Below are 20506 nucleotides of genomic sequence, written 5' to 3'. Positions count from 1 at the left end.
GATCGGTGGACCCGGCCTCGACCGGTCGGGCCTGGTGCCCGGCGTCGCCACGGCGCACGCTGGTCACATGACCCCCGAACCCGTCGTGCGCGTGCACGACCTCACCAAGACCTACGGCACCGCCACGGCACTGCACGGCATCTCGTTCGAGGTCGCCGCGGGCGAGACCCTCGGCCTGCTCGGCCCCAACGGTGCCGGCAAGTCGACCACCATCGAGATCCTCGAGGGCTACCGCGACCGGTCCGGCGGCGAGGTGTCGGTGCTGGGCGCCGACCCGCGACACGGCGGTCTCGACTGGAAGGCACGCCTCGGCATCGTGCTGCAGACGTCCGGCGAGCAGGGGACGGCCACGGTGCGCGAGCAGATCGCCCACTTCGCCGGCTTCTACCCGAACCCGCGCGACGTCGACGAGGTCATCGCGGCGGTCGGCCTCGAGGCGAAGGCGGGCGCCCGCATCCGGTCGTTGTCCGGCGGGCAGCGGCGCCGCGTCGACGTGGCGCTGGGCGTCGTGGGTGGTCCCGAACTGCTCTTCCTCGACGAGCCGACGACGGGTTTCGACCCCGAGGCCCGGCGACAGTTCTGGCAGCTGATCCGGTCGCTGTCGGACGACGGCACGAGCATCGTCCTCACCACGCACTACCTCGACGAGGCCGCTCAGTTGAGCGACCGCGTCGCGGTGATCGCCCAGGGCCGGCTCGTCGCCCAGGGGCGACCCGACGAGCTCGGGGACGAGGAGGCGCGCACGCCTCACGTCACCTGGCTCGACGAACACGGACGGCACGACGTCCGCACCACCGAACCGGGCGCCCTGGTCGCCGACCTGCACGCCCGCGGAGGTGAACCCCGCTCGCTCGAGGTGATCCGGCCGTCGTTGGAGGACGTGTACCTGGGACTGGTCGCGACCGCCGAGCGGGCAGCGGACGGGACCCCGGACGCGACGGTCGCCGGGAACGGGCACTGCGCCTCCTCGTCCGAGGTGATCTCGTGAGGACCCTCGCGCTCGGCCTGAGCCGCACCCGGTACGAGGTCCGGGGGTACTTCCGGGCCGGCGACACCGTCTTCTTCACGTTCCTGTTCCCGGTGGTGATGCTCGCGATCTTCTCGACGGCGTTCAGCGCGTCGGGTTCGTTCGGCACCCGGCCGGACGGCTCCGAGGTGGGGGCCGCCGCGTTCTATCTGCCGGGCATGATCGCGGCCGGCATCCTGCTGTCGGGCGTGCAGAACCTCGCCGTGGACATCGCCCTCGAGCGCGGCGACGGCACCCTGAAACGACTCTCGGGGACTCCCCTGCCGGTCGGGTCGTACTTCGTGGGCAAGTTCGGCCAGGTGCTCGTCACGAGCCTGCTGCAGGTGGCGCTGCTCGTGCTGGTCGCGCGCGTGGTGTTCGGCGTGCCGCTGCCGACCGAGGCCGGGTCGTGGCTGACGCTCGCCTGGGTCTACCTGCTCGGCATCGCGACCTCGGCACTGGTCGGCATCGCCCTCTCCCGAGTGCCCCGCAGCGGCAAGAGCGCCACGGCCGTGATCGTCCCGATCACGCTGGTGCTGCAGTTCATCTCGGGCGTCTACCTGCCGTTCACCCAGCTGCCCGACTGGCTGCAGTCGGTGGCCTCGGTCTTCCCGTTGAAGTGGTTGGCCCAGGGAATGCGCAGCGTGTTCCTGCCCGACACGTTCTCGGCCGGCGAGGCCGGCGGCTCGTGGGACCTGCCCGGTGTCGCCCTCTGGCTGGCGGTCTGGCTCGTCGCCGGTGCCGTCGCCTCACTGCTGACCTTCCGGTGGATCAGGAAGGACACGTGACCCGGGGACCGGCACCGATCCCCGCCGACCGGAGTCGGTCCCGACGAGCGCGGCCAGCCGCTAGCGTGAGCGACATGGACGACACCGGCGAGCGGGCCGAGACCGGGGCATCCGCCCGGTCGGGCACCGCGATCTCGATGCGCTGGTGGGACGCCGGCCTCGCGGTCACCGTGATCGTGATGGTCGTGCTCGCCACGACCTCGTCGAGCGGACGGGTGACGGCCTCCTTCGTCGCCGTCGGCCTGCTGACGCTCGTCTGGTTCGCCCTGGCCCGACCCGCGGTCCGTCGCGACGACGACCTCCTGTCGCTCCCGACCGTCGCCGCGGTCGCCGCCGTCGTGGCCGTGGGTGGCCTCGCCGTCGCCGCCACCCCCGAGCTCGCGGTCGTCCAGGCCTTCCTCATGCCGCTGATCTGGACGCTGCTGCCCGGCACCCGGTCCGCGATCGTCGCCAACGTCTGCCTGTGCGTCGCCATCTCGGTCGGGTTCGTCGTCAGCCTGGGGTGGTCGGCCGAGTCCCTCGCGACGGCCGCCACCAGCGAGGGCCTCTCGCTCGTGTTCAGCATCGCGCTCGGGCTCTGGATCACCACGATCGCCCGTGTCGGGGCCGAACGCGGCCGCCTGCTCGACGAGCTGCGCGAGGCCCAGGCCGAACTCGCCGCCCGCCACCGCGACGCCGGCACGAGCGCCGAACGCGAACGGCTCGCCCGCGAGATCCACGACACGATCGCCCAGAGCCTGACCGGGGTCGTCATGCTCGCCCAACAGACACGGGGCGCCCTCGCGGCGGGCGACCTGGTGACGACCCGCGAACGGCTCGACGTGATCGAGACCGCCGCCCGCGAGGCCCTCACGGAGGCCCGCACCCTCGTCGCGGCGACCGCGTCCGCCGGCCCGGCCGGCACCGACGTCGCGGCGGCCCTGCGCCGCCTCGGCCAGCGCTTCGAGCGCGAGAGCGGCATCGACGTGACGGTCGACGCCGCCGAGGTCGAGCTGCCCCGCGACCTGCAGGTCGTGCTGGTGCGGTGCACCCAGGAGGCGCTGGCCAACGTCCGCAAGCACAGTGCCTCGACGGCCGCTCGGGTCACGCTCACGGCCACGGACGGGACGGCCGTGCTGGTCGTGGCCGACGACGGCACCGGGTTCGACACGGCGGTCGCCTCGACCGGGTTCGGCCTCGACGGTCTCCGCGAGCGGCTCCACCTCTCGGGCGGTCGGCTCGACGTCTCGTCCGGTGGCGACGGCACGATCGTCACCGCGCAGGTGCCCCGCGCGGCGGTGACGGCCTCGTGACCGACGGGCACGCGCACGACGACGCGACGCCGGAGCTCGCCAGGACCTCGCCGGCGGGGTCGCCCGTCCACCGCACCCTCGTGGCCGACGACCACCCGATCGTGCGGCAGGGCATCGCCGCGCTCCTCGCGACGACGGACGACTTCGTCGTGGTCGGACAGGCGAGCGACGGCCACGAGGCCGTCGCCCTGGCCGAGTCGCTCGAGCCCGACCTGATCGTGATGGACCTCCGCATGCCGGGACTCGACGGGGTCGAGGCGACCGAGGCCGTCCTGGCGCGACGCCCGTCGACCCGCGTCGTCGTGCTCACCACCTACGAGTCCGACGACAGCATCCTGCGGGCGATCGAGGTGGGGGCGAGCGGCTACCTGCTCAAGGCCTCACCCGAGGACGAGCTGTTGGCGGGTCTCCGGGCCGTGGCCGCGGGACAGGTGGCCCTCGCCCCCGCGATGGCCGCCCGACTCGTCGGCCGCGCGCGCACCGGCGGAGAGCCCGCTCCGCGCGTGAGCCCGCTGAGCCCCCGCGAGACCGAGGTGCTCGCCCTCGTCGCCGAGGGGTGCTCGAACCGCGAGATCGGACGTCGACTCTTCGTCGGCGAGGCGACGGTCAAGACGCACCTGCTGCACGTGTTCGAGAAGCTCGGCGTCAACGACCGGACGCGCGCCGTCACGCTGGCCCTCGAGCTCGGCCACCTGCCACGCGGCTGACGTGCCGCGACGGCGCGGCTAGAGCGAGAGGCCGAGGAGGACGGGCTCGGGGTGCAGCAGCACGCCGAACTCGGACTGCACGCGCTGCTGCACGTAGCGGGCGAGCTCGGCGACCTCGTCGCCCGTGGCGCCACCACGGTTGGTCAGGGCCAGGGTGTGCTTGGACGAGACGGCGGCTCGGGAGCCGGGCAGTCGGAAGCCCTTGGCGATGCCGGCGTGCTCGATCAGCCAGGCCGCGCTGAGCTTGACCTCGGCGGGCGCCCGGGGTGCGGGCGCGGCCGGCTCCTCGCCGAGCGGCACGACCCGACGCTCGGGTTCGGGGCCGGTCGGCCACCGCGGTGCGTCGGCGGGCAGGGTCGACGCATCGGCCCGCGACACGATCGGGTTCGTGAAGAACGAGCCGCTGGACGCGGTGTCACGGTCGTCGGGGTCGAGCACCATGCCCTTGGCGGCCCGCAGGGCCAGCACGCTCGACCGCACGTCGGCCACCGAGACCCGGGCCCCGAGTTCGACGTCGAGGGCCTTCGCGAGCTGCGGGTACGCCACCTGCTCGCTCGCGCCTCCGTGGTCCGTCAGGGCGAACTCGACCGCTGTGACGACGCCCCGGCGACCCTGTTTGAAGACGCTCGTGCGATAGCCGAGGTCGAGATTGGCCGCGGGGATGCGGACGAACTCGCCGGAGTCGTCGTCGAGGAAGTCGACGGCGACCAGCGTCGAGGCGACCTCTTGACCGTAGGCACCGATGTTCTGGATCGGCGAGGCGCCCGTCGAGCCGGGGATGCCGCTCAGCGCCTCGAGCCCCGACCAGCCCTGCTCGACCGTGTACGCGACGAGGTCGTCCCAGGGCTCGCCGGCGGCGACGCGCAGGTGGACGCGGTCGTCGTCGGAGTCGACGCTCTCGACGCCGCGCGTGGCCACGCGGACGACCGTGCCGTCGAACGGCTCGTCGGAGGCGACCGTGTTCGAGCCGCCGCCCAGGACGAACCAGGGGTCGTCGCCGAGCGACGCCTCGCGGACGGCCGCCAGCAGTTCGTCGGTCGTCGTCGCCTCGACCAGGCGGGCGGGCTCGCCGCCCACCTGCATCGTCGTGAGCTCGGCGAAGGTCGTCACGCCAGCGTCACCACGACCTGGGCCTTGCCCAGCACCGTCTGGCCGCCGGAGGAGACGGTCAGGTCGATGCGCGCCGTGCCGGCCTCGTCGTCGAGCTTGCCCACCTTCGCGACGACGACGATCTCGGCCCCGGCGGTCGGGTCGACCACGACGGGACGCGTGAAGCGCACCTGGTAGTCGGAGACCCAGCCGAGCACGCCGGCGTCGTCGCCCGCGCCCTCGAGCCATTCGACGACCGGCTGGACGGCGGTGCCCATCGTGAGCATGCCGTGGGCCAGGACGCCGGGCAGACCGACCTCGGCCGCCACGTCGTCGCGGTAGTGGATCGGGTTGAAGTCGCCCGACGCCCCGGCGTACCGCACCAGCGAGTCGCGCGTCAGCGGGTAGGTCTTCTCGGCCACGACCCGGCCGACCTCGAGGGCGCTCATGCGGCTGCCTCGTCGTCGGCGCGGACGACGAGCGTCGACACCGCGGTGACCACGTGTCGCCCCTCGACGTCGCGCATGTCGGAGGACGCGGTGACCATCGCGTTGCCGCCCAGCGTCTTGACGCTCGTGACGGTCAGGGTCGCCGTGAGCTCGTCACCCGCGACGATCGGACGGGAGAGCGAGAAGCGCTGCTCGCCGTGGACGACGCGGGAGAAGTCGATGCCCGCGTCGGGTTCGGCGAGCAACTGGGCGAGGGTGGCCTCTTGCACGACGACGGCGAAGGTCGGCGGGGCGACGAGGTCGCCGTGGCCGGCCGCGCGGGCCGCCTCGACGTCGAGCGACAGGGGGCTCGTCGAGCCGGTGGCGCGGGCGAACTCGCGCACCTTTTCGCGGCCCACGAGGTAGGGCGGGGCCGGCGGGAAGACCCGCCCTTGCAGATCAGGGTTCACGGACACGCCGTCGAGTCTAACCAGCGGGGTACGACGCCCGGCCCGGTGTCGGGGGCACGGCGTACGGTCACGTCATGAGCGACGCGAACATCGACCCCGACATCACCCCCGTCGACCCGGCAGCGGCCGAGTCCGACGAGACGACGACCACCGACACGACGAGCACCGAGCAGACCGACCAGGCCGCCACGGCCCGCGAAGAGAACTCGAGCCCCGCACACGGCGAGACCCTCGGCGGCGCCCGCCCCGACGCCGGCAGCACGGCCTCCAAGGACCCCGACGACTGGGTCACCGGCGACGAGCCCATCACGGGCCCGCAGAAGAGCTACCTCGACACCCTCGCCCGCGAGGCCGGTGAAGAGTTGCCCGCCGACATGACCAAGGCCGAGGCCAGCGAGCACATCGACCGCCTCCAGCAGAAGACCGGCCGGGGGGCCTGACGCCCCACGACCCGACGGGGCCCGAGCCGATCCGCGAAAGACGGCTCCGGGCCCCTTCCGATCCACCCGGCGCGGTCGTACACTCCAGTCACGTCTGGGATGGTAACTCGACGTGGGCACCCTCTTTCGGCGCGTGCCGGTACTGATCCACCTGCACCTCGAGCGCCGAGGGTGCGACGAGGTGCATCCGAGTCCTCCCCCGACTCGGGTGCACCTCTTCACGTTCCCGGCCCTTCCGCCCGTGGCCGACCGCGGCCGGGGCCGGGGCCGCGGCCGGGGCCGCGGCCGGGGCCGACGGCCCCCGCCCGTCTAGGGTGAGCGGATGACCTCCCCCGAGCCCACGGTCCCCCTCGCCGGCTCCGGACGCCGCGAGGGACCGGCCACGAGGACCGTCGCCCTGCTGGGGTCCACGCACCCGGGACCGACGGTCGTGGTGACCCTCCTCGCAGTCGTGCTCGGCGCCTCCTCGGGGCTGCCCCTCGGTCGGCTCGTGGTGCTCGCCCTCGCGGTGCTGCTCGGACAGGCCTCGATCGGCTTCGCCAACGACTGGCTCGACGCCGGACGCGACCGCGCCGTGGGGCGCACCGACAAGCCGGTCGCCCAGGGCCGCGTGAGCGTGTCGGCCGTCCGCACCGCCGCGGTGGTCTGCGGAGTCCTGATGCTCGTGCCGTCGTACGCGTTGGGGCCGGCCGCCGGCACGGCGCACCTCGTGCTCGTCGCCTCGGGGTGGGCGTACGACCTCGGGCTCAAACGCACGCCGATCTCGGTGGTGCCGTTCGTCGTCAGCTTCGGCCTGCTGCCGGCCGTCGCGACCCTCGCCGCGGCCCCGCCCGCGCCGCCCGCCGCCTGGGCCCTGGCGGTCGGGGCCGTGTTCGGCGTGGCCATCCACTTCACCAACGTGCTGCCCGACCTCGACGACGACGCGCGCACCGGCATCGTGGGGCTGCCGCACCGCCTCGGACGCACGGTGTCGGGAATCACCGCGTTCGCGGCTCTGGCCGTCGCGGCCGTCCTGCTGCTCTCGGGCCAGCTGGGCGAGGGTTCGTCGACGCCGGGCCTCGCGGCCGCGGTCGTCGGCACCGTCGCGACCCTTGGCATCGCCGCCGTCGGCGTGCGCCTCGTCCTTGCGGGACGCGTCGACCGGACCCTCTTCCGGCTGATCATGGTCGCAGCCGTGCTGCTCGTGGTGCAGCTCGCCCTCAGCGGCGGCACGATCGTCGCCTGAGGCCCCCGCGTCGCGGCGGGCCGGGCCGGGCCGGGCCGGGTGGCGTCGGGTCGGGTCGGGTCGGGGCGGGTCCGGTCGGGTCGAGACGGCCGGGTCGGACGGTTCAGGCCCAGCGCATCGCGTAGACCGACGCGAGGACGTGCCGACTCGGAGCCCGCAGCACGGCCCTGAGCGCCAGGTCGCGGGCTCGAGCCGTGCCCCCACCGACGGGCCGACCGAGGGCGGTGTTCCACTCGGCCTGTCGGGCGGCCCGGACGGCGGCGCGGGCGCGGCCTGCCTCGAAGCGGGCGAACGTCGTCGGGTCGAGCACCCGGCCACCCCTCCGCTTGACCGCCACGGCGATCTCCGTCTCGAGCGCGTGCCCGTCGAGCCAGCCGAGGTTCATGCCCTGGCCGCCGATGGGGCTGATCTCGTGGGCGGCGTCGCCGATCAGCACGACCCGGCCGACGACCGTCCGGGTGGCCAGCCGTCGCCGGACGCCGAACGCGCTCGTCATGGTCGAGGTCGTCGCGTCGACGGGCGATCCGGTGCGATCCGACACCAGCCGCGCGACGACGTCCGCGGTCACCGGGGCGGTCGGCCTGCGCTCCGACCCGGCGTGCACCACGAACCGTCGCCGCCCCAGGGGCAACGGGAACGACTCGACCACTCCGGTGCGCTCCAGGTGGATCACCGCGTCGGAGCCGTGGCCGGTCGTGTCGGCGAAATCACCCATCACGTAGCGGTCGGGCAGGTCTCGGGCCCTGGTGTCGACGCCCAGGGCGGCACGGACGGCGCTGCGCGTGCCGTCCGCCCCGACGACGAACCGGGCGGCGACGACCACCGGGCCCTCGTCGCCGACCCCCTGGACGACCACGTCCTCGTCGCGTTGCTCGAGTCCGACGAACCGCACACCCCTGCGCAGGGCGTCCTCCCGCCGCCTGGCGAGCCCCGTCCGCAACACGGACTCGGTGCGGTCCTGTGGCACGGCGGCGACGAACGGCCACCGGGACGACGCCCGGTCGAACGGCACGACGCCCATCGTCCGGGTCCCGCTCCGGGCGATCCCCCGCCGGATGCGGACGGCGTCGGCGAGCAGGTCGTCCGCGAGGCCGAGCCGGTCGAACAGGTCGATCGAGGGCGGGTGCACGCCGAGGGCGCGAGAGTGCTCCGGGTCGTCGACCCGCGCCTCCCAGACGACGGCGTCGAGGCCGCGATCGGCCAGCGCGACGGCGAGCATCACCCCGACGGGTCCGCCACCGACGATCAGGACGTCATGCGTCCGCACGGCCGGCACCTCCGGGGGCGTCGGTGCCGATCTCGCGGACGAGCAACAGACGGAAGGGCCACTGCCGGACGACGCGCCACCCCCGGGGAGCCACGTCGATCAGCTCGTCGGCGGTGAAGCTCCGGCGGATCGACAGGAGCCCGTCGACGTGGACGAACGACCGGGTCCGCCACGGCCAGGTCGCGGCCCGGTAGGCGAGGTACGCCCCGCGGGCCCGCTCGATGTCGGCGTGCAGCACGAGACGCGTGGCCAGGCGGGAACTGTCGTCGAGCACGGCCGCCCGGGCCTCGTCGTCGAGGTGGTGCAGGACGTGGTTCGACACGACCACGTCGAAGGTCTCACCCGCCGCGACGAGCTCGGTGCTCGACGCCCGCCGGAACTCGACACCGGGCGGGACGGGGCGCGACACCGCGAAGGCGTGGGCCCGGTCGTCGGGGTCGACGGCCACGACCTCGAGCGCGAGGCCGTCCCGGCGGGACCAGTCGGAGAGGGCTCGGGCCAGGTCACCACCGCCGGACCCGAGGTCGAGCAGACGCGTCACCTTCTCGGCGGACAACACGGGGCGCAGGCGGCGGAGGTACACCCGACGCCATCCCGCGACGAGACCGTTGACGACGGGGAACGCTCGGTAGGTGGCGTTGAGCAGCCCGAGGTCGCATCCCGGGTCGTCCATCAGCTCGACGAGGTCGACCCCGCGTCGCGACAGGTCGGGCCACCAAGGCGTCCGCACCGCGATCGACGCAGCCGAGGAGGTGCGGATCGCGCTCACGAGACCGCGCGTCGTGTCATCAGCGCGGTCTCGACGGTCAGCCCGGGGCCGAACGCCATGGCGCCCACGCGCTGCGACGGGGCAGCGGGCCCGCCCAGGAGCTCGGCGAGAATGAACAGGACGGTCGCGCTCGACATGTTGCCGTAGTCGCGCAGGACGTCGCGTGAGGGCGCCAGGTGGGCGTCGGTGAGCCCGAGCTGCTGTTGCACACGGTCGAGGATGCTGCGCCCGCCCGGGTGGACGGCCCAGAGGTCGACGTCGCCGACGCCGACGCCGCCGGCCTCGAAGAGCGGTGCCAGGGCCGAGTCGATGTGCAGCTCGATGATCTGCGGCACGTAGCTGCTGAGCACCATGTCGAAGCCCAGGTCGCCGATGGTCCACGCCATGTCGGTCTCGCCGACCGGGGTGAGCACGGTCTCGAGCACGTCGAGGTCGAGCACGACGGAACCCGACGGCGCCGGGCGCGCGGTCACCACCGCGGCAGCCGCGCCGTCGGCGAACACGGACGAGGCCACGATCGAGTCGGGGTCGTCAGAACTGCGCAGGTGCAGCGTGCAGAGCTCGGCGCAGACGACGAGCACGACCGCCTCCGGGTCGGCGAGGCAGAAGTCCCGTGCCGCGGCGAGGGCCGGGAAGGCGCCGTAGCAGCCCATGAAGCCCAGGTGGTGGCGACGGGTCGACGGCGACAGTCCGAGGCCGCGCACGAGCAGGTAGTCGGGCCCGGGGGCGAAGAAGCCGGTGCACGACACGCTGATCACGTGGGTGACGTCGTCGGGGCCCAGGTCCGGTGCCCCCGCGAGGGCGGCACGAGCGGCGTCGAGGAAGAGCTCGGGCGACCGGTCCACGTACACCTGGTTGCGCGCGCCCGTGCCGGGTCGGAGGATCTCGTTCGACGCGGCGTCGTAGAACGTCGGCTCGCCCTCGCGCGGTCGCCGGTCGAGCTCGTCGACGACGGTGTGCCGGGTCTCGATGGCCGAGGCGCCGAACGCGGCCCCGACGATGCGCTGCCCGAGACGGCCGAGGCCGGGCTGGGTCGCGAAGATCTCGCGCACGTCGTCTTGTCGGATGATGGTCGGGGGCACCGCGGTGCCGATGCTGCGGATGCTCACGGCCATGCCTCATCGTAGGCCCGGCACCTGGGCGCAGCGCACCGGTCGCGTCGCGATGGACGAGGACGATCGGCGGACGACCACGGAGGGTACGGACGACGAAGGCCCGAACTCGTGAGAGATCCGGGCCTGCGGTAGCGAGGGCGGGACTTGAACCCGCGACACCACGATTATGAGCCGTGTGCTCTAACCAACTGAGCTACCCCGCCGCAAGCTGCGGGCCCTGCCGGCATCACACCGGGACGGGACCGAGACAGCCAGAGCCCCGAGTCAGGATTGAACTGACGACCCCTTCCTTACCATGGAAGTGCTCTACCACTGAGCTATCGGGGCGTGACCACCAGGCAAGCGACCGGGGCCGCTGCCGATTGGCACCAGACAAGGGTAGCAGAGCGAACGGGGTGCTGACGCCACGTGCCGACCCGGCCCCACGAGGCGCGTCCGGGGCAGGATCGACGGGTGCACAGCCTCGAACTCCTGCTCGACCCGACCTCCGACGAGGCCGTCCGTGGCGAATGGCGCGTGTTGTCCGCGGCGGGGCTTCCGTCGCAGGGCGACCACGCCGGGACGTCGAACGCGCCGCACGTCACGCTGGTGGCACGACCCGGCCTCGACCCGGCAGCCGACGCGCGCCTCCTGCCCCTGTCGGCGGCGCTGCCGCTGCCGGCCGAACTCGGCGGGCTGCTGCTCTTCGGCGCGCCTCCGCGCGGGCTCGTGCTGGTGCGGCCGGTGGCCGTGACCGGCGAGCTGCTGGATCTCCACGCCCGGGTGCACGAGAGCCTGGGAGGCGCGGGGGACGTCCCGCACACCGTCCCCGGTCGATGGACGCCCCACGTCACGCTCGCGTCGCGCCTGACTCCCGACCAGGTGGCCCGGGCAGTCGACGCCCTCGCCGACGCCGACATCCCGTCGACCCGGCCGGTCGTGCTGTCGCAGCTGCGACGCTGGGACCCGAGCACGGGCGCGATCATCGCCCTGGGCCCCGTCACCGCGGACGAGGGGGACGGTGCCGGACGTCGACCTCGGAGATCAGGCGAACGGACGCGAGACGGCCTCGAGTGACGCCAGATCACCCTCGGTCAGCTCGACCCGGGCGGCGTCGAGCAGGCCCTCGAGCTGCCGAGGGGTGCGGGCGCTGCCGAGTGCGCCGATGACGTTGTCGCGTGAGGCCAGCCAGGCCACGGCGACGGCACCCGGTTCGACGTCGAGCCGCTCGGCGATCTCGACGACGACCTCGAGGGTGCCCTGGTTCTGCGGCGTGACGTAGCTGAGGGCGCGGCCGCCCCGGGGAGAGTCCCCGCGACCGGCCTCGTGACGGTACTTGCCCGTCAGGAACCCGCTGGCCAGCGACGAATGCGGCAGCACGGCGAGGTCGTAGTGGTCGACGATCGCCGCGACGTCGCTCTCGTACTCCCCGCGACGCACCAGGTTGTACGCGACCTGGACCAACCGGAACGGGTGCAGCCCGTCGCGATCGGCGATCGCGAGGGCCTGACGGAGGCGCGCGCCGGTGTAGTTGGACGCCCCGGCGCAGAGGATCTTGCCTTCGTCGACGAGCTCGCTCAGCGCACCCACGGTCTCGTCCAGCGGCGTCTCGTCGTCGTCGAAGTGCGTGAAGTAGAAGTCGACGTGGTCGGTGCGCAGGCGGCGCAGCGACGCCTCGACCGCCGTGCGGATGCTGGCGCGCGACAGGCCGGGGGCGTCGGGGTGCTGCCCGCACTTGGTGCTCAGCACGACCCGGTCGCGGTTGCCCGGCCGGGCGAGCCAACGACCGATGATCGCCTCGGACTCGCCTCCGGAGTTTCCCGGCAACCACGCCGAGTAGACGTCGGCCGTGTCGACGACGCGGCCGCCGTCGTCGGCGAAGAGGTCGAGCACCTCGAGGGCGGTGGGGGCGCCGACCGTCCAGCCGAAGACGTTGGTTCCGAGCGCGAGCGGGAACGGCCGGGTGCCGGCGGGCAGGTCGGCCGTGACGAGATCGGTCGCAGGGTTCAGGATCGTGCCAATCGTGTCGCGGGTGTTCGTCCCGGAGGTCCCCCTCCGGGGTGTTCTGACGACGACCGTAGCCGATGCCGCGTCCGAGGCCTGCCGTATCGTGGCCGCATGTCCACACGAGATCCGGCCGAGACCGACACGCTGACCCCGACCTCCCCCCTCGAGGGCACCGCGACGACCGACGACCAGGGCCACGAATGGTGGCGCACCGCCGTCATCTACCAGGTCTACCCGAGGTCGTTCGCCGACGGCGACGGCGACGGCGTCGGCGACCTCCCCGGCATCACGTCGCGCCTCGACGCCCTCGGCGAGCTCGGCGTCGACGCCGTCTGGCTGTCGCCCTTCTACACCTCGCCCCAGCGCGACGCGGGCTACGACGTGGCCGACTACCGCGACGTCGACCCGCTGTTCGGCACCTTGGACGACTTCGACGCCCTCCGCGCCCGGGCCACCGAGCTGGGCCTGCGGGTCATCGTCGACGTCGTGCCGAACCACACCTCGAGCGACCACGCGTGGTTCCGCGAGGCCCTCGCCTCGCCAGCCGGTTCGGCCGCTCGCGGTCGCTACCTGTTCCGTGACGGCCGCGGCCCCGACGGCGACCTGCCGCCGAACAACTGGCAGTCGGTCTTCGGCGGCCCGGCATGGTCCCGCGTGACCGAGGCAGACGGCCGACCGGGCCAGTGGTACCTCCACCTGTTCGACTCGTCGCAACCCGACCTCGACTGGACGAACCGCCGCGTGCGCGACGAGTTCGTCGACGTGCTGCGCTTCTGGCTCGACCGCGGAGTCGACGGGTTCCGGGTCGACGTCGCACACGGCATGGTCAAGGCCGAGGGCCTGCCCGACTACACGCCCCCCGCCGAGTCCGGCAGCATGGGCGGCGGCCAGGGCGAGTCCGCTCCCCCGCCCTACTGGGGCCAGGAGGGCGTCCACGAGATCTACCGCGAGTGGCACAGCGTCCTCGCCGAGTACCCGGGTGACCGGGTGCTCGTCGCCGAGGCCTGGGTCGAACCGCTCTCGCGACTGGCCGACTGGGTACGCCCCGACGAGATGCACCAGGCGTTCAACTTCGCCTACCTCGAGACCGGGTGGTCAGCCCCGGCCGTCCGTCAGGTCGTCGACGCGTCGATCCAGACCTTCTCGAGCGTCGGGGCCCCGAGCACCTGGGTGCTGAGCAACCACGACGTCGTCCGGCACGCCAGCCGACTCGCCCTCACGGCCGAGAACCCCCAGGGATACGGCATCGGCCCGAGGAGCGAGGGGCTTCCCGTCCCCGAGCTCGGACTGGCCAGGGCCCGAGCCGCGTCGGCGCTCATGCTGGCCCTCCCCGGCAGCGCCTACGTCTATCAGGGCGAAGAGCTCGGCCTGCCCGAGGCGATCGACCTGCCCGACGAATCCCGGCAGGACCCCACGTGGTTCCGCACCGAGGGGGAACGCTACGGCCGGGACGGCTGCCGCGTGCCGCTGCCCTGGTCCGCGACCGAGCCGGCCTTCGGGTTCAACGCGACCGGCGCCTCCTGGTTGCCCCAGCCCGCCGACTGGTCGACCTACGCCCGCGACGAGCAGCGGGGCGTCGCCGGGTCGACGCTCGAGCTCTACACGCGGGCACTGCGCCTCCGGGCCGACCACGAGCTCGGTGCGGGCACGCTGACCTGGCTCGACGGCTTCGGACCCGACGTGGTCGCGTTCCGCAGCCAGGGCGTCACCGTCGTGACCAACATGGGCGACGTCCCCGTCGAGTTGCCGGTGGCCGAGGTGCTGCTGGCCACCATGGTCGTCGAGGGGCCGGCCCTGCCGCCCAACGCGACGGTGTGGCTCGCGACCACGTCGTAGGCACGCGACAGCGGAAGAGCCCCACCTGGCATCAGGTGGGGCTCTTCTCGTGCGCACCGCGGTCGCGGAGGCCCGTGGCTCAGTTCGTGTTGGCCTGGAGCCAGGGATACGGGTCGACGGGCACGCCGCCGATCACGATCTCGAAGTGAAGGTGGGCCCCGGTGCTGTTGCCCGTGCTGCCGACCTTGCCGATGATGGTGCCGACGGTGACGGTCTCGCCCTCGCGGACCTCGACCGAACCGGTCTGCATGTGCGCGTAGACGCTGGTGACCTTCTGGCCGTTGACGACGTGGTCGATCCAGACGTTGTTGCCCAGGGCACCGGAGGGACCGTCGACCTTGCTGACGACGCCGTCGGCGATCGACTGGATCGGCGAACCGGCTCCGGGGACGAAGTCGAGACCCTGGTGGAACGTCGAGCAGAAGCCGCAGTTGGCGACCTGGCGGGCGCCGAAGCCGCTGCTGATCGGCACGCCCGTCTGGAACGGCCACTGCACCGTGCCGTCGACGTCGTTGGAGAACGTGCTGGCACTCGTCGAGGCGTACTCGGAGACGGCCTTCATCTCGGTGACCGAGTAGCCGTCGCGCGAGACGCCGGCCGCGCCGTCCGCCGAGGGTGCCGCCGCCGTGTAGCTCTGCGAGTCGGCGGCCTTCTTGGCAGCCGTCTGCGTGGGGGTGTCGACGAAGAACGCGTTGGCGGGAACCGAGGTGGCGACGAGCATCGACCCGGCGAAGAGCATCGCTCCGACGACGGTGACCCGCTTGGTGTTGCGACGGAACGTCGCCCCGGCGGTGCGGGGTGCGCGGACCGGCGCCTCGCGTCGAGCCGCAGGACGCTGTGCGCGGGCCGCCTTGGTGCGTCCGGCTGCGGCGGGACGGGTGCCGGACTCGGCGGCGAGCCGCGCGGCCCGTCGAGGCGAGACGGACTCGGTGGCCGCAGTGGGGGCGGTCGGGGACGTCGGCGTCGGGGCCTCGGTAGCGAGCGCGGGATCGACCACGCCGACCGGAGGAGTCGGCACGGCGGGAGCCGTCGCCACTGCCGGGACCGTCGTCGCGGAGACCTGGGCGGCGCGACGCTCGGCCTCGCGGGCTTCACGACGGGTGAGGTGGACGGGGGCGTCGGCCACGACGGGGACGGTCTGAGCGACGCTCGGCGAACCGGTGCCCGTGAGGTCGTCGGTGGCGCGAAGCGACGGGGTTCCGTCGCCGTCGGGCTCGGCGATCTGCTGGTACTTCGTCACGTGTGATGGGTCCTCGGGGTGATCGGGATCGGACGGTGGGTGCACCGTCGTCTTCACGGCCGTCACTGGCGATCGCGGCGCAGTCTCGACCCGGGCCCGTGAGAGGCCGTCGAGATGTGCGTCACGCTGTGATCACGGATCAGTAACGACCTCACCAGGGTAGCCGGTCGATGAACGAATGGCTACCCGCGTTCGGGTGTCGACGCCGACATGTCGAGTTGACACTCGGAATGACAATTCGACACGTCGGTGACGGGACGGGGTCGTCCCCGTCAGATGCCGGCCTCGACGACGAGGGTCGCGAGGTCGTGGGCGATGCTGGGAGCCGCGACGAAGGTCAGCGATTCGCTGGGTGCCTCACCGACCTCACCTCGGACGACGGCGCCTGCCTCGACGGCCACGAGCGCACCCGCCGCGTGGTCCCAAGGCTTGAGTCCTCGCTCGACGTAGGCGTCCACCCGTCCCGCCGCGACGGCGCAGAGGTCGAGCGAGGCAGCCCCCAGGCGCCTCAGGTCGCGGACGCGTCCGACCACCCGGACCAGCGCCTCCGCGTGTTCGACACGGCGAGCGGCGTCGTAGGAGAACCCGGTCGCCAGCAGGGCCTGTTCGAGGGAAGCCGGCGCGGCGACCCCGAGACGACGCCCGTCCAGCCACGCACCGCCGCCGGCCGACGCCGTGAAGGTCTCGCCCGACGTCGGGTTGGCGACGACCGCCGCGAGGGCGCGCCAGGCGAGCGGATCGGGACCGCCCTCGACGACGGCGATGCTGACGGCCCACTGCGGGATGCCGTAGAGGAAGTTGACGGTGCCGTCGATGGGGTCGACGACCCAGGTGAGACCCGTGGTCGAGTCGTCGGGTTCGCCTTCTTCGCCGAAGAAACCGTCGCCGGGACGCAACTCGGCCAGACGACCCCGGACGTACGTCTCGACCTCTCGGTCGGTGTGCGTCACGACGTCGACGGCACTGCTCTTGGTCTCGGCGACCTCGACCCCCTCGGATCGGCGACGGGCCGCCAGCGCGGCGGCCTCACGCGCGACGACGACGGCGATCTCGAGCAACTCGGCGGGGGTCGGGGTGACGGGCACGGGTCCTCCTGGGGGTGAAGCGCCCGGAAACGCAAGAACGGACTCGACGAGCGAGTCCGTTCTTGAGGGGCAACCGTGGCAAGTGAGGGATTCGAACCCCCGAAGGCTACGCCGGCTGATTTACAGTCAGATCCCTTTGGCCGCTTGGGTAACTTGCCATGCACGCCCAGCCCGTGTGATCACCGACCGGAGGCGCCAGACAAATATACAGCCTCCCGAGCCCCCTCACGACCACTGCCCCGCAGCGCCCCACCCCGCCGCCCCACCCCGGTGTGCAAATCGCGACACGAGCCGCCGACCCGCCGCTGTTCGGTGGTGCGACAGGCCATTCCGGAGCCGGGTGGTCGGGTTCGGCACCCCGTGAGCGGCTCGGGAGGTCGGGTTCGGCCCGCACCCCCAGCCAGGGCGCAGACACCTTTTCGTCTCCCCCACAGCGGTCTCGACGTTCTCGTCCTCCACATCGACCGTCGCGCAGCATTCCGGCTCTGCCGTCACGACGAAGCTGCTCACATGACTCCCCTCGTCGCGGCCACCGTACGGCGCCTGGGCTCCCTGGCCCATCGGCGGGAGCTGCTCGCGACCGGACTGACCCGACGCCAGGTGGAGTCCTCCTGGCGCGCCGGCGAGATCCTTCGCATCCGGCACGGGCTGTACGGGCTCGTCGACCTACCCGTCGACGTCATCCGGGCTGCACGGGTAGGAGGCGCGTTGGCGGGAGCCTCGTCGCTCACGCACCGAGGCGCATGGGTCCCCCCTGGACCACGACTGGTCGTTTCCGTCGACCACAACGCCCGCGACCTCAGGGACCCGGACGATGCCGGCTCGCGACTCGATCGTGACCGCGACGACGTGCTCGTCCTCCGCGACCTGTCCCGGTTCGATCGCCGGACGGAACGGCTCCTGGCATCCCCGAGCAGGGCAGCGGCCCAGGTCCTGCTCCACGAACCAGCTGAGCACGCGGCAGCCATGGTCGACTCCGCGCTCCGGCTGGCCCCGATGCAGCGACCCGACCTCGACGAGGTCTCACGCCTCGTGGCGACGCGACGCTCGGCTCAAGGCCTCGTGACCATGATCGACCCCAGGGCCGAGTCCGGGACCGAGTCCATGGCGCGCCTCCTTCTCGCTCGTGACGGCATCCATGCCGAGCCTCAGGTGTGGGTCGACGATCACACCCGCGTCGATCTGTTGATCGACGGTTGGTTCGTGCTCGAATGCGTGAGCAAAGAACACCATTCCTCCCCTGCTCACTACAACCGGGACCGTGAACGGATCGTCCACATCACCGGCCTCGGCTTCGTCGTCCTCGAGGTCACGTACCCGCAGGTGCTGTTCGATTGGCCTTCGGTTCGCCAGGCCGTCCGAATGACCCTGGGGCGTTAGCCCGGTCGACCTCTCTCGTCTCGGCCGTCGGCGCGTCCCCCGTCGTCGACGCGACGGGCGCAGCTGCGGCGCCACGCTCCGTGCGGGCCGAGCCCCACCCCGCCCCCTCACCGAGGCAGGCCAAACTCGACCCCGCCCGCACCGAGTCAATCCGAACCCGACCCCGCCCGCCCACCGGGGCGGGCCAAACCCGACCTCACCTACTCGGCGCGCCGAGCCAAACCCGACATGTCTCGGCCTCGCACCACGCCGGACGACGACCTGCCGGCGTGTCGACCCGCAACTGTCGCGATTTGCACACGGGCAGAGGGGGGCGGGCGGGCGGGGGGCGTGCGGGGGGGCGGCGGGCGGCTACTGGACGGCGGAGGTGAGGCGTGCGACGTTGTCGAGGACCTTTGAGCGGAAGGGGCGCACCAGCCAGTCGTCGAGGAACAGTTCGCGGCTCGCGTCGCGGTAGGTCTGCTCGACCTCGCGCAGCCGGTCGACGAACTCGCGTCCGCGCACCATGACCGAGATCTCGAGGTTGAGGCTGAAGGACCGCATGTCCATGTTGCTGGAGCCGATGACCGCGACCTCGTCGTCGATCGAGAAGTGCTTCGCGTGCAAGACGGTCGGCGAGCGGTAGAGGAAGATGCGAACCCCCGACCGCAGCAGGGCCTCGTAGTAGGAGCGTTGCGCGTGGTACACCACCGGCTGGTCGCCGATCTCGCTGACGAAGAGCTGCACGTCGAGCCCCCGCTGGGCCGCCGTCGTGACGGCGTAGAGCATCGACTCGTCGGGCACGAAGTAGGGGCTCGTGATGATGATGCGCTCCTGCGCGCTGTAGAGCAGCGAATTGAACAGCCGCAGGTTGTTCTCGCCGTCGAAACCCGGCCCGCTCGGCACCACCTGGCAGTCGATCGTCTCGAGCCGGTCGGCCGTGTGCACGGGGTCGGCCTCGCGCAGCAGCAACTCGTCGGTCTCGCTGTACCAGTCGGTGACGAACAGGGCGTTGATGCCGGCCACGATGGGGCCCTCGAAGCGGACCATGAAGTCTTTCCACTCGAGGCCGCGGCGCTTGTTCTTGCGTTTCTGGTAGCTCCTGTCGACCATGTTCTGCGAACCCGTGAAGGCCACCCGACCGTCGATCACGAGCAGCTTGCGGTGGTTGCGCAGATCGGGCCGCTGGTACTTGCCCCGCAGCGGCAGCACGGGCAGCATCAGCCGCCACTCCACGCCCATCGCGTCCAGTCGCCGTCGGGCCTTGCGGTACCCGGGGTATCCCCGGCTGGCGATGTGGTCCATCAGCACACGGACGGTGACGCCCCGTCGACGGGCGTTCTCGAGTGCCAGGAAGAACGGCTCGGTCGTGCGGTCGAGGCTCGTGATGTAGAACTCGGCGTGGACGTAGCGGTGCGCGCCGTCGACCGCCTCGACCATGGCCGCCATGGACTCGTCGTAGTCGGTGTGCATCTCACCGGTGTTGCCGCCGACCAGCGGCATCGCCCCGAGCGTTCGGTTGAGTTCGACCACCGAGTCGAGCCAGGCCGGCCACGGGTGGTCGCGCTTGACGCGCTCCATGCCCTCGGTCGTCTCGATGATGTACTTGTTGATCTCGCTCTGCTTCTCACGACGACGCGCAGGCAGCTTGGTGCTGCCGATCAACAAGAAGAGGACGAACCCGACGTAGGGGATCAAGAAGATGGCGAGCAACCATGCGGTGGCCGTCTGGGGCCGCCGGTTGATCGGGACGTAGATGATGGCGAACACACGGATCGCGATGTCGAGCACGATGCCGAGCACGGCGATCGTCGGCGCCACCCAGGCGGGTTCGACCATGGACGGGACCTCTGAACCGTGAGCCGCGGGTGACTAGCGGAAGTTGACGAACTGCAGGTCGACGTCGAGGTCGGCCTTCTTCAACAGCGCCATGGTCGCCTGCAGGTCGTCGCGACTCTTGGACTGAACGCGCAGTTCGTCGCCCTGGATCTGGCTCTTGACGCTCTTGGGTGCCTCGTCGCGGATGATCTTGCCGATCTTCTTCGCCGCGTCCTGCTCGATGCCCTGCTTGAGGGACGCCTCGATGCGGTACTCCTTGCCGCTGGCGAAGGGCTCGCCGACGTCGAGGTGCTTGAGGCTGATGCTGCGCTTGATGAACTTCGACTCGAGCACGTCGAGCACGGCCTTGACGCGTTCTTCGGTGGCCGCCTTGAGCAGCAGCTTCTCACCGCTCCAGTCGACCGAAGCACCGACGCCCTTGAAGTCGTAGCGCTGCTCGATCTCTTTCTGGGCCTGGTGGAGGGCGTTGTCGGCCTCCATCTTGTCGACCTTGCTGACCACGTCGAAGGAACTGTCTGCCATGGGGACCACCCTACCGACGACCGACGAGCTCGGTGACGACCGC

19 protein-coding genes, 3 tRNA genes and 1 pseudogene are annotated in these 20506 nt (G+C 72.1%); 9 read left to right on the top strand and 14 right to left on the bottom strand.

Annotated features, from left to right (window positions below):
- Positions 1-67 precede the first annotated feature (67 nt).
- The 4 genes from ASE87_RS01700 (at position 68) to ASE87_RS01685 (ending at position 3793) form a co-directional block, all read left to right on the top strand.
- The gene (locus ASE87_RS01700; RefSeq protein WP_056226756.1) at positions 68-988 is read left to right on the top strand and encodes an ABC transporter ATP-binding protein; all 921 of its coding nucleotides are present in this window, start codon (positions 68-70) and stop codon (positions 986-988) included.
- The gene (locus ASE87_RS01695) at positions 985-1794 is read left to right on the top strand and encodes an ABC transporter permease (RefSeq protein ID WP_157489632.1); all 810 of its coding nucleotides are present in this window, start codon (positions 985-987) and stop codon (positions 1792-1794) included. Before ASE87_RS01700 ends, ASE87_RS01695 begins: the two co-directional genes overlap by 4 nt.
- Before the next feature lie 74 nt (positions 1795-1868).
- Positions 1869-3086, top strand: a complete 1218-nt coding sequence (locus ASE87_RS01690; protein WP_056225447.1) for a sensor histidine kinase — start codon at positions 1869-1871, stop codon at positions 3084-3086.
- Positions 3087-3166: 80 nt separating this feature from the next.
- On the top strand, positions 3167-3793 hold the full coding sequence (locus ASE87_RS01685; protein WP_056226754.1) for a response regulator transcription factor: 627 nt from the start codon (positions 3167-3169) through the stop codon (positions 3791-3793).
- Between the two features lie 18 nt (positions 3794-3811).
- Here ASE87_RS01685 and ASE87_RS01680 read toward each other — a convergent pair whose 3' ends face one another.
- From ASE87_RS01680 to ASE87_RS01670, 3 genes are read right to left on the bottom strand one after another with little or no spacing between them, the layout of a single operon-like run.
- Positions 3812-4903 carry a UDP-N-acetylmuramate dehydrogenase gene (locus ASE87_RS01680; protein ID WP_255350898.1) on the bottom strand — a complete coding sequence of 364 codons (1092 nt, stop codon included), beginning with the start codon at positions 4901-4903 and terminating at the stop codon, positions 3812-3814.
- Positions 4900-5331 (bottom strand): MaoC/PaaZ C-terminal domain-containing protein, encoded by a 432-nt coding sequence (locus ASE87_RS01675; protein ID WP_043592953.1) that lies wholly within the window; start codon positions 5329-5331, stop codon positions 4900-4902. The genes ASE87_RS01680 and ASE87_RS01675 overlap by 4 nt, the downstream gene beginning before the upstream one ends.
- Entirely contained in the window at positions 5328-5786 is a 459-nt protein-coding gene (locus ASE87_RS01670) for a MaoC family dehydratase N-terminal domain-containing protein (protein ID WP_043592955.1), read from the bottom strand. The genes ASE87_RS01675 and ASE87_RS01670 overlap by 4 nt, the downstream gene beginning before the upstream one ends.
- 218 nt (positions 5787-6004) lie before the next feature.
- Between ASE87_RS01670 and ASE87_RS16560 the strand changes: the two are divergent.
- Positions 6005-6220, top strand: a pseudogene (locus ASE87_RS16560) (DUF3072 domain-containing protein); the annotation flags it as partial.
- A 322-nt stretch (positions 6221-6542) separates the two neighbouring features.
- Positions 6543-7445 (top strand): UbiA family prenyltransferase, encoded by a 903-nt coding sequence (locus tag ASE87_RS01660; protein ID WP_082452233.1) that lies wholly within the window; start codon positions 6543-6545, stop codon positions 7443-7445.
- Positions 7446-7548: 103 nt separating this feature from the next.
- Here the strand turns inward: ASE87_RS01660 and ASE87_RS01655 are convergent, their stop codons facing one another.
- The 5 genes from ASE87_RS01655 to ASE87_RS01635 form a co-directional block, all read right to left on the bottom strand.
- Positions 7549-8712 (bottom strand): NAD(P)/FAD-dependent oxidoreductase, encoded by a 1164-nt coding sequence (locus tag ASE87_RS01655; protein ID WP_157489631.1) that lies wholly within the window; start codon positions 8710-8712, stop codon positions 7549-7551.
- The gene (locus ASE87_RS01650; protein WP_235472162.1) at positions 8699-9481 is read right to left on the bottom strand and encodes a class I SAM-dependent methyltransferase; all 783 of its coding nucleotides are present in this window, start codon (positions 9479-9481) and stop codon (positions 8699-8701) included. The genes ASE87_RS01655 and ASE87_RS01650 overlap by 14 nt, the downstream gene beginning before the upstream one ends.
- A complete protein-coding gene (locus tag ASE87_RS01645; RefSeq protein WP_056225444.1) occupies positions 9478-10596 on the bottom strand; it encodes a type III polyketide synthase in 1119 nt (372 codons plus the stop codon). Before ASE87_RS01645 ends, ASE87_RS01650 begins: the two co-directional genes overlap by 4 nt.
- A 129-nt stretch (positions 10597-10725) precedes the next feature.
- A tRNA-Met gene (locus ASE87_RS01640) sits at positions 10726-10799 on the bottom strand.
- A gap of 52 nt (positions 10800-10851) precedes the next feature.
- Positions 10852-10923: transfer RNA gene (locus ASE87_RS01635), tRNA-Thr, on the bottom strand.
- A 126-nt stretch (positions 10924-11049) separates the two neighbouring features.
- Here ASE87_RS01635 and ASE87_RS01630 point away from each other — a divergent pair.
- Positions 11050-11652, top strand: coding sequence for a 2'-5' RNA ligase family protein (locus ASE87_RS01630; RefSeq protein ID WP_056225441.1), 603 nt, complete (start codon positions 11050-11052; stop codon positions 11650-11652).
- Here the strand turns inward: ASE87_RS01630 and ASE87_RS01625 are convergent.
- Complete coding sequence (locus ASE87_RS01625; RefSeq protein WP_231567021.1) at positions 11620-12468, bottom strand: aldo/keto reductase; 849 nt, start codon at positions 12466-12468, stop codon at positions 11620-11622. The genes ASE87_RS01630 and ASE87_RS01625 overlap by 33 nt on opposite strands.
- 225 nt (positions 12469-12693) lie before the next feature.
- Between ASE87_RS01625 and ASE87_RS01620 the strand changes: the two genes are divergently transcribed.
- The gene (locus ASE87_RS01620) at positions 12694-14418 is read left to right on the top strand and encodes a glycoside hydrolase family 13 protein (RefSeq protein WP_082452231.1); all 1725 of its coding nucleotides are present in this window, start codon (positions 12694-12696) and stop codon (positions 14416-14418) included.
- Between the two features lie 79 nt (positions 14419-14497).
- Here the strand turns inward: ASE87_RS01620 and ASE87_RS01615 are convergent, their stop codons facing one another.
- From ASE87_RS01615 to ASE87_RS01605, 3 genes are all read right to left on the bottom strand, one after another.
- Entirely contained in the window at positions 14498-15658 is a 1161-nt protein-coding gene (locus ASE87_RS01615; RefSeq protein ID WP_157489630.1) for a M23 family metallopeptidase, read from the bottom strand.
- Between the two features lie 272 nt (positions 15659-15930).
- Positions 15931-16743, bottom strand: a complete 813-nt coding sequence (locus ASE87_RS01610) for an inositol monophosphatase family protein (RefSeq protein ID WP_056225435.1) — start codon at positions 16741-16743, stop codon at positions 15931-15933.
- 76 nt (positions 16744-16819) lie between these two features.
- Positions 16820-16901: transfer RNA gene (locus ASE87_RS01605), tRNA-Tyr, on the bottom strand.
- 904 nt (positions 16902-17805) lie between these two features.
- Between ASE87_RS01605 and ASE87_RS15985 the strand changes: the two genes are divergently transcribed.
- A complete protein-coding gene (locus ASE87_RS15985) occupies positions 17806-18123 on the top strand; it encodes an endonuclease domain-containing protein (RefSeq protein ID WP_157489629.1) in 318 nt (105 codons plus the stop codon).
- A 351-nt stretch (positions 18124-18474) separates the two neighbouring features.
- Here the strand turns inward: ASE87_RS15985 and cls are convergent, their stop codons facing one another.
- Both cls and ASE87_RS01590 read right to left on the bottom strand, forming a co-directional pair.
- Positions 18475-19941: a cardiolipin synthase gene (gene cls, locus ASE87_RS01595; protein ID WP_056225429.1), complete on the bottom strand. Its 1467-nt coding sequence runs from the start codon at positions 19939-19941 to the stop codon at positions 18475-18477.
- 33 nt (positions 19942-19974) lie between these two features.
- The gene (locus tag ASE87_RS01590; RefSeq protein ID WP_043592964.1) at positions 19975-20463 is read right to left on the bottom strand and encodes a YajQ family cyclic di-GMP-binding protein; all 489 of its coding nucleotides are present in this window, start codon (positions 20461-20463) and stop codon (positions 19975-19977) included.
- Between the last annotated feature and the right edge of the window lie 43 nt (positions 20464-20506).

Source organism: Frigoribacterium sp. Leaf44, assembly GCF_001421865.1.
Classification (GTDB): domain Bacteria; phylum Actinomycetota; class Actinomycetes; order Actinomycetales; family Microbacteriaceae; genus Frigoribacterium.
Note: the sequence above shows the minus strand (reverse complement) of the source record. Positions and strands in the feature narration are given on the sequence as shown.